Source organism: Cupriavidus sp. CuC1 (assembly GCF_044627735.1).
Lineage (GTDB): Bacteria > Pseudomonadota > Gammaproteobacteria > Burkholderiales > Burkholderiaceae > Cupriavidus > Cupriavidus ulmosensis.
Map to the genome: position 1 here is coordinate 1 of NZ_JBIUHC010000040.1, position 12,051 is coordinate 12,051.

The 12,051-nt window shown below is 66.4% G+C and carries 10 protein-coding genes; 9 read left to right on the forward strand and 1 reads right to left on the reverse strand.

From position 1 onward, the window contains the following. On the reverse strand, positions 1-1,323 hold a 1,323-nt coding region (locus ACGLHR_RS18555; protein ID WP_400095762.1), incomplete at its 3' end, for a DEAD/DEAH box helicase. 307 nt (positions 1,324-1,630) lie between these two features. Here ACGLHR_RS18555 and ACGLHR_RS18560 point away from each other — a divergent pair. The 9 genes from ACGLHR_RS18560 to ACGLHR_RS18600 all read left to right on the forward strand — a co-directional run bounded on the left by ACGLHR_RS18560 (position 1,631) and on the right by ACGLHR_RS18600 (position 12,026). Beyond that, the gene (locus ACGLHR_RS18560; protein ID WP_318236986.1) at positions 1,631-3,319 is read left to right on the forward strand and encodes a ClcB-like voltage-gated chloride channel protein; all 1,689 of its coding nucleotides are present in this window, start codon (positions 1,631-1,633) and stop codon (positions 3,317-3,319) included. A 112-nt stretch (positions 3,320-3,431) separates the two neighbouring features. Then, positions 3,432-3,812, forward strand: a complete 381-nt coding sequence (locus tag ACGLHR_RS18565; protein ID WP_400095764.1) for a hypothetical protein — start codon at positions 3,432-3,434, stop codon at positions 3,810-3,812. Between the two features lie 103 nt (positions 3,813-3,915). Then, positions 3,916-5,268, forward strand: a complete 1,353-nt coding sequence (gene miaB, locus ACGLHR_RS18570) for a tRNA (N6-isopentenyl adenosine(37)-C2)-methylthiotransferase MiaB (protein WP_318236984.1) — start codon at positions 3,916-3,918, stop codon at positions 5,266-5,268. 40 nt (positions 5,269-5,308) lie between these two features. Further along, entirely contained in the window at positions 5,309-6,304 is a 996-nt protein-coding gene (locus ACGLHR_RS18575; protein WP_267605544.1) for a PhoH family protein, read from the forward strand. A 14-nt stretch (positions 6,305-6,318) separates the two neighbouring features. After that, a complete protein-coding gene (gene ybeY / locus ACGLHR_RS18580) occupies positions 6,319-7,077 on the forward strand; it encodes an rRNA maturation RNase YbeY (RefSeq protein WP_400095766.1) in 759 nt (252 codons plus the stop codon). A gap of 404 nt (positions 7,078-7,481) precedes the next feature. Beyond that, entirely contained in the window at positions 7,482-8,354 is an 873-nt protein-coding gene (locus ACGLHR_RS18585) for an HlyC/CorC family transporter (RefSeq protein WP_400095767.1), read from the forward strand. Then, complete coding sequence (gene lnt, locus ACGLHR_RS18590; RefSeq protein ID WP_400095768.1) at positions 8,351-9,949, forward strand: apolipoprotein N-acyltransferase; 1,599 nt, start codon at positions 8,351-8,353, stop codon at positions 9,947-9,949. Before ACGLHR_RS18585 ends, lnt begins: the two co-directional genes overlap by 4 nt. Before the next feature lie 455 nt (positions 9,950-10,404). Then, positions 10,405-11,373 carry a glycine--tRNA ligase subunit alpha gene (gene glyQ / locus ACGLHR_RS18595; RefSeq protein WP_400095769.1) on the forward strand — a complete coding sequence of 323 codons (969 nt, stop codon included), beginning with the start codon at positions 10,405-10,407 and terminating at the stop codon, positions 11,371-11,373. Further along, positions 11,370-12,026 (forward strand): hypothetical protein, encoded by a 657-nt coding sequence (locus ACGLHR_RS18600; RefSeq protein WP_400095771.1) that lies wholly within the window; start codon positions 11,370-11,372, stop codon positions 12,024-12,026. The genes glyQ and ACGLHR_RS18600 overlap by 4 nt, the downstream gene beginning before the upstream one ends. Positions 12,027-12,051: the final 25 nt, after the last annotated feature.

Genomic DNA, 12,051 nt, shown 5'->3' on the forward strand with positions numbered 1-12,051 from the left:
CTGGATTTCGATGCGCTCGACACGCTGGCGCTCGCCGGCATCCGCTGCCGGTGCCCGGCCGCGCGGCTGGCCGCCGGCAGGTGCCTGGCCGCGGCCACGGCCACCACCACCATTGCCCTGGCCCTGCCCACGTGCCTGCCGGCCCTTCTGGATTGGCTCGGCCGGAATGCTCGGATCCACCTCGAAGCCCGGCAAGATGGTTTGCTCGATCTGGCGCTTGATCAGCCGCTCGATATCGCGCATCAGCGAGATTTCATCCACGCAGACCAGTGAGATCGCCTCGCCCTCGGCGCCGGCGCGGCCGGTACGGCCGATACGGTGCACGTAGTCTTCGGGCACGTTGGGCAGGTCGTAGTTGACCACGTGGGGCAGCTGGTCGATGTCGATGCCGCGCGCGGCGATATCGGTAGCCACCAGCAAGCGCAGCGTGCCGGCCTTGAACTCGGTCAGCGCGCGCGTGCGGGCCGACTGGCTCTTGTTGCCGTGAATGGCCAGCGCCGACAGGCCGTCCTTGTCGAGCTGCTCGGCCAGGCGGTTGGCGCCGTGCTTGGTGCGGGTGAACACCAGCACCTGGTGCCAGTCGTTCTCGCGCACCAGGTGGGCCAGCAGTTCGCGCTTGCGCTCGCGGTCCACCGGGTAGACGCGCTGCGCCACGGTTTCGGCCGTGGTGTTGCGGCGCGCCACTTCGATGGAGGCGGGGTTGTCAAGCAGGCGGTCGGCCAGGCCACGGATCTCGTCGGAGAAGGTGGCCGAGAACAGCAGGTTCTGGCGCTTCGGCGGCAAGACGTTGAGGATCTTGCGGATGTCGTGGATGAAGCCCATGTCGAGCATGCGGTCGGCTTCGTCCAGCACCAGCATTTCCACGTGCGACAGGTCGATGGTGCGCTGGGACAGATGATCGAGCAGGCGGCCGGGCGTGGCCACCACGATATCGACACCGCGCTTGAGCTGTTCGATCTGCGGGTTGATGCCCACGCCGCCGAACATCACCATGGAGCGCAGCTTGAGGTACTTGCCGTAGTTACGGACGCTTTCTTCCACCTGCGCCGCCAGCTCGCGGGTCGGGGTCAGGACCAGTGCCCGTACCGGCAAGCGTTGTCCACGTGCGGGTTCGCGGCCGGCCGAGGATTCGGACAGCAGTTGCAGCAGCGGCAGCGTGAAGCCGGCCGTCTTGCCGGTGCCGGTCTGCGCGCCGGCAAGCAGGTCGCCCCCTTTCAGGATGGCGGGAATCGCCTGCGCTTGAATCGGAGTCGGCGTGGTATAGCCCTGTTCGGCCACGGCACGCATAAGCTTGTCGGACAAGCCAAGTTCGGAAAAAGACATGAATTGACGCTTCGGCCGCCCTTTGCGCATGTGGTGCGCCAATCGCGGGGGCGACGTGAGTGAGAAAACCGAAAACCGGAAATACCGACCGGCGAAGCGAGGCGACTGCCCCCGCTTCTTTAGGAGGAAAGACCGCTAGTGTACCAGCCCGGCGCTTTCACGCGCACGCGGCGCCCCAAGGGACGCGGGCGCCGCTGCGCTATCATGGCGGCCATCCCTCAGCTGGCCCCTGCCTGGCCGAGCCCACGCACCGCGCGGGCGCGCGCCAGCCCGGCCCAGCCCATCCCAGCCCCCGGATGCCGACACGATGCGGTTCAGGTTCATCGAAGACCAGGAAGTCACCCTCTTTACTGCCATCCCGGTAGGGATTGCCGCGGCCATCGTCACCACCCTGTTCAAGGAAGCGCTGGACGCCAGCGGTTATGTGATGTTTGGCACGCACGCCGATATCGTCACGGTATTCGCGGGCCTCGCACTGATCTGGCGGGTGGCGATCCCGACGCTTGGCGGCGTGATCGCGGGCTTGCTGCTGACGGCGGCAGCCAAGCTCAACGCCGCGCGGCCTGGCGTCTCCGACTATATGGAGGCGGTTGCCAGCGGCACCGGGCGACTGCCGGTGCGCATTACCTTGCTGCGCGCGCTGTCTTCATTCTGCTCCATCGTCACGGGCAGCTCGGTGGGTAAGGAAGGCGCGATGATCCAGCTCGCGGCCCTGTGCGGATCGGTGTTTCCGTCCGCGCGCGCCGGCAGCGGGCCGGATGGCGACACCAACCTGCGGCGCATGCTCACGGCTTGCGCGGCGGCCGCCGGGCTGGCCTCGGTGTATCACACGCCACTGTCGGCGGCGGTCTTCGTGGCCGAGGTGGTCTTTGGCGCGGTGGCGGTGCAGCGCCTGATGCCGCTGTTCCTGGCTTCCGTGGCGGGCACCGTGGTCAGCCAGCTGCATGGTGGCCTGCAGCCACTCTATCCAGGCCTCAGTGTGCCGTCCGACCTGTTGCAGCCGCCGATGCTGCTGTCGGCCGTGCTGCTGGGCGTGCTGGCTGGCGTGTCCGGCGCCCTCTTCATGCGCGCCTCCAGCCTGGCCAAGCGCGCCTTTGCCCGAGTGCCGGGCGGCTTCGTGCCGCGCCTGGCGCTGGGCGGCGCCCTGGTGGGCGTGCTGGCGATCTGGGTGCCCGAGGTGGTGGGAAATGGCTTCTACACCATCCAGTCGATCCTGCAGGCGCATCCGCTGAGCGTGCCGCTGGTGGCCGTGCTGCTGGCCAAGCTGGTGGCCACCGTGCTCAGCATGGGCTCGGGCGCGGTGGGCGGCGTGTTCACCCCCTCGCTGTTCGTCGGCGCCGCGCTCGGGCAACTGCTGGCACCCGCCGTGCCGGGCGGCAGCGGCGCGCCGCTGCTGCCGCTGGTGGGCATGGCCGCCTTCCTGGCCGCTACCAGCCAGGCGCCGCTGATGTCGGTGCTGATGGTGTTCGAGATGACACTGGCCCCGGCGCTGCTGCTGCCGGGCATGATCGGCGCGGCGGCGGCCTACTACACCGCATCGCGCTGCCAGACCTTGTCCTTGTATAGCGTGGTGGCCGAGCGCACGCAGGCCTCGGCCGCGGCCGACCGGGCCCGCGCGCTGACGCTGGCCGGGCTGTGCGACGCCACCGACACCATCATCGGCCCCGAGGCCACGCTGGAGCAGGCCAGCGACAAGTTCGCCGAGACCGGCACGCGCTATTTGTATATGGTTGGGCCGGATGGCCGCCTGCTGGGCGCGCTGTCGATCCATGCGGTGCAGCGCGCGCTGCGCGAGCAGCCGCACGCGGGACTGCTCGCGCTGTGCGAGCGCGATTTCCCAACCCTGACGCCGGAGTCCCGCCTGCCCGACGCAATGCGGCTGTTCACCCATCACGCGCTCAACCGGATCCCGCTGATCCGCGACACGGCCGGGCGCGAGCTGATGGGCACGGTCTCCAAGCAGCGTGTGCTGCAGGAAGCATCCGGGCTGTTCTAACGCCGCGCGCAAGGCGGGCGACCGGGTAGAATATTAGGTTGCCCGGCCCGCGCCGCCGGGAAGAAGACCCGCATCGCTTTCGTTTTCCGAACCGTTTCCCGCCGGAGCCTCCATGCCAGCCAACCGTGCCCCGCGCCCTGCCCTTTTTGACTTGGTGCGGGCAACCCTGCTAGCCGCATCGCTTGCTTTGTCGGCCGCACTGCTGCCGGCAACGGCGCATGCGCAGCAGGCGTTGCGCGTGATCCCCGCCGACGCGGCCAAGGCCAAGCTGGTGCTCGCCGCGCAGTCGCCCAGCGCGCCACAGTCGGCCACGCTGGACGGCAAGACCGTTGGCGTGGCGCCGGGCCTGCGGCTGTTCGGCACGGATAACCAGTTGCTGCCCATTGGGGCGGTCGCCGGCCAGAAGCTGCCGGTGCGGTTCAAGCTCGACCTCTACGGCCAGTTGCTGACGGCCTGGGTGCTGAGCGAGCAGGAACAGAAAGCAGCGCAATAGTGCCATAGCCGTATTCCGGGGCGCGGCGACGCGCCGAGGCCCGGATGCTCTTTAGTCCCCATAAAACCCTGATGCCCCCAGGTCAACCACTGAGATCGGCACCATGAAAAAAGTCTTCGTCAAAACCTACGGCTGTCAGATGAACGAGTACGACTCGGACAAGATGGTCGATGTGCTCCATGCCACCCAGGGCATGGAGAAGACAGACACGCTGGAAGAAGCGGACGTCATCCTCTTCAACACCTGCTCCGTGCGCGAGAAAGCGCAAGAGAAGGTGTTCTCGGAACTGGGCCGCCTGAAGGCGCTCAAGGCCGTCAAGCCGGACCTGGTGATCGGCGTGGGCGGCTGCGTGGCGAGCCAGGAAGGCGCCGCCATCGTCAAGCGCGCGCCCTATGTCGACGTGGTCTTCGGCCCGCAGACACTGCACCGACTGCCCGACATGATCAACCGCCGCCAGCAGACCGGCCACTCGCAGGTGGACATCTCCTTTCCCGAGATCGAGAAGTTCGACCACCTGCCGCCGGCACGAGTGGAAGGCCCGAGCGCCTTTGTCTCGATCATGGAAGGCTGCTCCAAGTACTGCAGCTACTGCGTGGTGCCCTACACCCGCGGCGAGGAAGTCTCGCGCCCGTTCGAAGATGTGCTGGCGGAAGTCGCCGGCCTGGCCGAGCAAGGCGTGCGCGAAGTCACATTGCTGGGGCAGAACGTCAACGCCTATCGCGGCGCCATGGGCGGTACCAGCGAAATCGCCGACTTCGCGCTGCTGATCGAATACGTGGCCGAGATCCCCGGCATCGAGCGCATCCGCTACACCACCAGCCACCCGAAGGAGTTCACGCCGCGGCTGATCGAGATGTACGAGCGCTGCCCGAAGCTGGTCAACCACCTGCACCTGCCGGTGCAGCACGCCTCCGACCGCATCCTGATGGCGATGAAGCGCGGTTACAGCGTGCTGGAGTACAAGAGCATCATTCGCAAGTTGCGCGCACTGCGTCCGGACATGTCGCTGTCATCCGACTTCATCATCGGCTTTCCCGGCGAGACCGAGGCGGACTTTGAAAAGCTGATGGCCATGATCGAGGAGATCGGCTACGACACCTCGTTCTCGTTCATCTTCAGCCCGCGCCCCGGCACGCCGGCGGCCAACCTGGCCGACGACACGCCGGCCGAGGTCAAGCTGCGCCGCCTGCAGCGCCTGCAGGCCACCATCGAGGAGAACGTGCAGCGCATCAGCGCCGGCATGGTCGGCTCGGTGCAGCGCATCCTGGTGGAAGGCCCGGCACGCAAGGACCCGACCGAGTTGCACGGCCGCACCGAAAACAACCGCGTGGTGAACTTCGCGCTGCCGGGCGTGCCCCAGGCCAGCCGCGACCGCATGGTCGGCGAAATGGTGGACGTGGCCATTACCGAAGCCTTTCCGCATTCGCTGCGCGGCGAAATCGTAGTGCGCCAGTAATCCAAGCCTGATGCCGCCTGATGCCGCCACTCGTACCCAGATGAAAATTCCCTCAGCCGAATTCGTCGCCCCCAAGGACGACAACGCCCGCCTGCAGAACCTGTGCGGGCCGCTTGACGAGAACCTGCGCCAGATCGAGCAGGCGCTCGACGTCACCATCCAGCGCCGCGGCCATCGCATGACCGTGCGCGGCGCCTATGCCCGCGACGCGGCGGCGGCACTCGAGCGCTTCTACAACAACGCCCGCACCGCCCTGTCGATCGATGACGTGCAGCTCGGCCTGGTCGAGGCGCGCCAGGTCGCCGCGCACGGCGGCTATGTGCCCGACGGCGCGAGCGCGGATACCGGGGGCGACGATGACGAATCCCCCGTGCTGCACACGCGCCGCGCGGGCCTGCACGGGCGCACGCCCATGCAGCGCGACTACCTGCGCAACGTGCTGGCGCACGACCTGACGCTCGGCATCGGCCCGGCCGGCACCGGCAAGACCTACCTGGCGGTGGCCTGCGCCGTGGACGCGCTCGAACGCGACTCGGTCAAGCGCATCGTGCTGACGCGCCCCGCGGTGGAAGCCGGCGAGCGCCTGGGCTTCTTGCCCGGCGACCTGGCGCAGAAGATCGACCCCTACCTGCGGCCGCTGTACGACGCCCTCTACGACCTGCTCGGCTTCGACCGCACGCAAAAGATGTTCGAGCGCCAGATGATCGAGGTCGCGCCGCTGGCCTATATGCGCGGGCGCACGCTGAACCACGCCTTCATCATCCTGGACGAGGCGCAGAACACCACGCCCGAGCAGATGAAGATGTTCCTGACCCGGATCGGCTTTGGCTCCAAGGCGGTCATCACCGGCGACACCACCCAGATCGACCTGCCGCGCGGGCAGAAGAGCGGGCTGGTGGAAGCCCAGCACGTGCTGCGCGAAGTGCGCGGCGTGGCCATGACCCGCTTTACCAGCACCGACGTCGTACGCCATCCGCTGGTGGCGCGCATCGTCGATGCCTATGACGAATATCACGCTCAACATCGAGACGCTTAAGCAAACGCCAAATCGTGAACGCAAAATCCTCTTCCTCCGCCAGCCTGATCCTGTTCGACGCCGAAGGCCGCGCGCGCAAGACCCAGGCACACGCCCTGCGCGTGCAACTGCCTGACGGCCGCAGCGTCACCGTGGACCTGTCGCAAGCTGCCGACGGCGTGGTCGCGCTGCTGGCCGAGCACACCGACGACCGCCAGCAGGCCGGCCTGCTGGTGCGCCCGGACAACCACGACGCCCTCTCGGTCGCCGTGACCGCCACGCCCGTGGTCACCACCACCGGCACCCCCGCCACGCCGCCATCGCTGGAACTGGCGCTGCAATATGGCGACGGCCTCAAGGCCCACCGCGGCCTGCCGACCCAGCGCAAGGTGCAAACCTGGGCCAAGTCGGCGCTGTACGCCGATGCCACGCTGACCATCCGCTTTGTCGGCGAAGAAGAAGGCCGCAGCCTGAACCGCAGCTACCGCGGCAAGGATTACGCGACCAATGTCCTGACCTTCGCCTATGCCGAGCACGAGTCGGACCCGGTCAGCGGCGATATCGTGCTGTGCTGCCCGGTTGTAGAGCAGGAAGCCCGCGAGCAGAAAAAGTCGCTAGAAGCGCACTATGCGCACCTGATCGTGCACGGCGTGCTGCACGCGCAAGGCTACGAGCACGAGGAAGATGCTGAGGCCGAAGAAATGGAAGCCATCGAAACGGAAACCCTGCAAGCCCTGGGCTTCGCAGATCCGTACCAGGCAGACGGCAACGTCAAAATCAAAATCAAAGACTAGGTGTAGCCGTGATTCCCGCCCGAAGGCGGGAATCACCCCAGCGCGATGCGAAGCGAGCCGTCAAGGTTTACCTAGGCCGTATGGGGCGCCTCGGGATTCGACGAAAAGAGCGGAAAAGAGGGACCCATGTCTGAGTATCGCCTTAAGGCGATGCGAGTTTGGGTCCCGGCCGCTCTTTTCGTCGAATCCCGAGGGGTAGTCGCCCCATCCGGCGCGCCTTTTTTGCCTACTTTTTTGGCAAGACAAAAAAGTAGGTCACCTCCCCGAAGGGGAGGTGAAACTGCAGTTGCAGTTGCAGTTGCAGTTTCAAACACCGCCAAACCTCCCCCGTCACCCCCAAGTCACAGCCCCCAAACCCTTTTAGTGTATCCTTCAACCGATATCCACCCCGCGCTCGTCGCGCCATGAACGACCCTTATCCCAGTTCGAAGTCAGCCGACCGTCCCCGATCCCTGCTCGAACGGCTCTCGGATTTCATCTCTCCCGAGCCCGACTCCCGTGCCGAATTGCTTGAGGTGCTCCAGGATGCGCATGCGCGCAACCTGATCGACGCCGACTCGCTTTCCATGATCGAAGGCGTGTTCCAGGTATCCGAACTTACCGCGCGCGACATCATGGTCCCCCGTGGCCAGATGGACACCGTCAATATCGCCGACGCGCCGGAGAGCTTCATTCCCTTCATGCGGCAGACAGCGCACTCGCGCTTTCCGGTCTATGAGGGCAGCCGCGACAACATCATCGGCATCCTGCTCGCCAAGGACCTCCTGCGGTATTACACAGACGAGGAGTTCGACCTGCGCGAGACGTTGCGCCCGGCGGTGTTCATTCCCGAGTCCAAGCGCCTCAATATCCTGTTGCGCGACTTCCGCATCAACCGCAACCACATCGCCATGGTGGTGGACGAGTACGGCGGCATCGCCGGCCTGGTCACCATCGAGGACGTGCTGGAGCAGATCGTGGGCGACATCGAGGACGAGTTCGATCTCGACGAAGACCATGACAACATCTTGCAACTGCCCGATGGCAGCTGGCGCGTGCATGGACTGACCGAGATCGAGCAGTTCAACGAAACCTTCGGCACGCAATTCTCGGATCACGACGTCGATACCGTGGGCGGCTTGCTGAGCAACCACCTGGGCCATGTGCCGCATCGCGGCGAAGTAGTGGTGCTGCCGCCGATGCGCTTCGAAGTCCTGCGCGCCGACGCCCGGCAGGCACACCTGCTGCTGGTGCGCCGCGAGACTCCTCTCACCGCCCCCGACATGGACGGCGCATGAGGCGCATGCTCCAGGCATGGTCCGGCGCCGCCAGCGCCGGACGCGACGACGCGCGCGGCGTGAGCCTGCCCCGCTTGGTTCTGGCTGCCGTGCTGGGCGTGGCCCATACGCAGGCCTACGCGCCGCACACATGGTGGTGGCTGCAACTGCTGTCGCTGGCGGGGCTGGTGGCACTGGTCGCTGATGCGCCGCGCACCCGTGGCGCGGCCGCTACCGGCTACGCCTTCGGCCTCGGCTGGTTCCTCTCCGGCATCTGGTGGCTCTATATCAGCATGCACGTCTATGGCGAGATGCCAGCGTGGATGGCATTGCTTGCCGTGCTGCTGTTCGCCGCCTTCCTCTCCCTCTATCCGGCGCTGGCCGCAGCCACCTGGCACTGGCTGACTGCCCGCCGTACGCGGACAACCTCACTGACGCTGCTCGCGCCGCTCGCCTTTGGCGCGGCCTGGGGGCTGTCGGAATGGCTGCGCGGCGTGGTCTTCACCGGCTTTCCGTGGCTAGCGAGCGGATACGCCCATACTGATGGCCCGCTGGCCGGCTTTGCGCCGCTGGTGGGCGTCTATGGCATTGGCGCGCTGGCCGCGACGGTGGCTGCGTTGCTGGTGGCCGCCGTACGCGGCTTTGGCCGTGGCGGCGCCAACCCGCGCGGCATGCGTGCCGGCATGCTCGCCCTGGCGGCGGCCGTGGCGCTGCCGCTGGCCGGCGCCGCGCTGGTGCCGATCGCCTGGACCACGCCTGCCGGCAAGCCCATTTCGGTGCGGCTGCTGCAAGGCAACGTGGCGCAGGACATCAAGTTCGAGCCGGCCGGCGTGCAGCGCTCGCTCGAGCTGTACCGCGACCTGATCACGGCCGCCCCTGCCGATCTGGTGGTGACGCCCGAGACCGCATTCCCGGTGATCCTGCAGGACCTGCCGGTGGACATCGCCATCGCGGTTCGCGACTTCACCGTGGCAAGCGGCACCACCGTGCTGTTCGGTGCAGCCGGCGCGGACTCGCCGGTCGATTTCACCAACAGTGTCTTTGGCCTGGGCCCATTGACCGAACGGCTGTACCGCTACAACAAGCACCACCTGGTGCCGTTCGGCGAGTTCATTCCCTTCGGCTTCCATTGGTTCGTGGACATGATGAAGATGCCGCTAGGGGATTTCCGCCGCGGCGGGCTGGACCAGACGCCGCTGCCGGTGCGCGGCATCATGGTGGCGCCCAACATCTGCTACGAGGATCTGTTCGGCGAGGAAATCGCCGAGACCCTGCGCAGCCAGAAGGTGCCGGCCAATATCCTGGCCAACGTGACCAACCTGGCGTGGTTCGGCGACACCATCGCGCTGGACCAGCACCTGCAGATCTCGCGCATGCGCGCGCTGGAAACGCGCAGGCCGATGCTGCGTTCGACCAATACCGGCATGACGGCCGTGGTGACGCCGGACGGCGTGGTGGCGGGACAACTGCCGACCTTCACCATCGGCACGCTCACCGCCAATGTGCAGGGCACGCAGGGATTCACCCCCTACGTGCGGTGGGGCAATATGCCGGCGCTGGCGGCATGCCTGCTGGTGTTGGCACTGGCGGCCTGGCGCCGCCGCCAGCAGGGCTGACGGCGGCCGGGCCAGTCGTCAGGCAGACGCCCCCGCTGCTACCGATAGCAAGGCGACGGCAATCATCACGACGATGGCAACGAGATAGGGCTTGCGAGAAAGTAGCGACATGACCGGTGTCCCCGTAACTGGATTGATTCAAACGGTTGCGGCTGTTATGCACAGCTCTGCCTAATACTGTATACAAAAACGCTAACGACCAGTATCCGGCAAGCCTTTAGCTCCCTTCGGTGTTTACCCGATTCGTTGCAAAACGCCGACACCACATGCCAGCCCCGCGGGCGGGATTGGACGCACTGACCCATGCAAGGGCCGTGCCGATGGCTGGCGGCGGCAAAAAAACCGATAGAATTCGGGGTTTGGCACGATCTTCGTGAGGCGCTGCGGCAACTTTGCCGCCTCGCCGTCCGCCCTTGCTTGCTGGCCTGCGTGCAGGCCCTTACTAGTCTTCGCCTATGCTGACCTTCCAACAAATGATCCTCACCCTGCAGGCCTACTGGGACCGGCAGGGTTGTGCACTCTTGCAACCTATCGATCTGGAGGTCGGCGCCGGCACCTCGCACGTGCATACCTTCCTGCGCGCGATCGGCCCGGAACCGTGGCGAGCCGCCTATGTGCAGCCGTCGCGCCGCCCCAAGGACGGGCGCTATGGCGAGAACCCCAACCGCCTGCAGCACTACTACCAGTACCAGGTGGTGCTCAAGCCCGCACCCGAGAACATCCTGGAGCTGTACCTCGGCTCGCTGGAAGCGCTGGGCCTGGACCTCAAGCAGAACGACATCCGCTTTGTCGAGGACGACTGGGAGAACCCCACGCTAGGCGCCTGGGGCCTGGGCTGGGAAGTCTGGCTCAACGGCATGGAAGTCACGCAGTTCACCTACTTCCAGCAAGTCGGCGGCATCGACTGCAAGCCCATCACCGGCGAGATCACCTACGGCATCGAGCGCCTGGCGATGTACCTGCAGAAGGTCGAGAACATCTATGACCTGGTGTGGACCGAGTGGGAAGAAAACGGCAAGACTCGCCGCCTGACCTACGGCGACGTCTATCACCAGAACGAAGTGGAGCAATCCACCTACAACTTCGAGCAGAGCAACACCGAGATCCTGTTCCGCCACTTCGCGGAACACGAGGCGGAGGCCAAGCGCCTGATGGGCGCGGCCGAGGCCAAGCCGGATGCCGCCCAAGCCGGGGAGGCCGCACCGGCGGACGCCGCCAAGCGCCTGCCGCTGCCCGCCTACGAGCAACTGCTCAAGGCCGCCCACACCTTCAACCTGCTGGACGCGCGCGGCGCGATCTCGGTCACCGAGCGCGCGGCCTACATCGGCCGCATCCGCAACCTGTCGCGGCTGGTGGCCCAGGCCTACTACGACTCGCGCGAGTCGCTCGGCTTCCCGATGTGCGAGCGCGAGGCCACCGCATGACCAGCACGGCGCGCAGCGCGCTATGCCGAGGCGCTGCCCTGGCGCTGCTGGCCCTGGGGGCGCATGGCGCCGCCCAGGCCACCGCGTCCATGCCGAGCCCTCAGGTGCTATACCTGCCGGCCGACCTGTCCAATGTGTGCGAGGCCAATCCGCAGGCCTTGCAGCAGGCGATCGACCGGCACTGGCATGGTGCTTTCGGCCCGAACAACTCGCTGGACCAATGGACGCAGCTGGTGCGCACGTTCTCGTGCGATCTGTCGGGCTCCAAGGACCTGGGCTGGCACCGCGTGCCGCTGCGCGCCTATGAAAGCGCGATCCGCTACCCACTCTCGTGGGTCGAGACCGTGACCGTCAACGGGCGGGTGCGCAGGCAGATCAAGACGTATTACTCGGCCGCGCAGCTGCCGCCCAAGATCGATTTCTGGGTGAGCGGCCGCATCGACGAGATCCGCTACGACAAGCGGCTGCGCCGCCTCGATGCCCGCTTCTTCGCGCCCCGTCCCGCCGCTGGCGGCCGTGGCAGCAGCGCAAGCAACGGCACCAATGGCACCAACGCAGACACGCAGTGCGTAGCAACCACGCTGCAATTCCGCCAGCAAAACGGCCTGTGGCTGTTATCCGGCGTAGAACCTACTATTGCACCGCGCTGCTAAAGCGCAGCGCGTGCCACAACTTGTT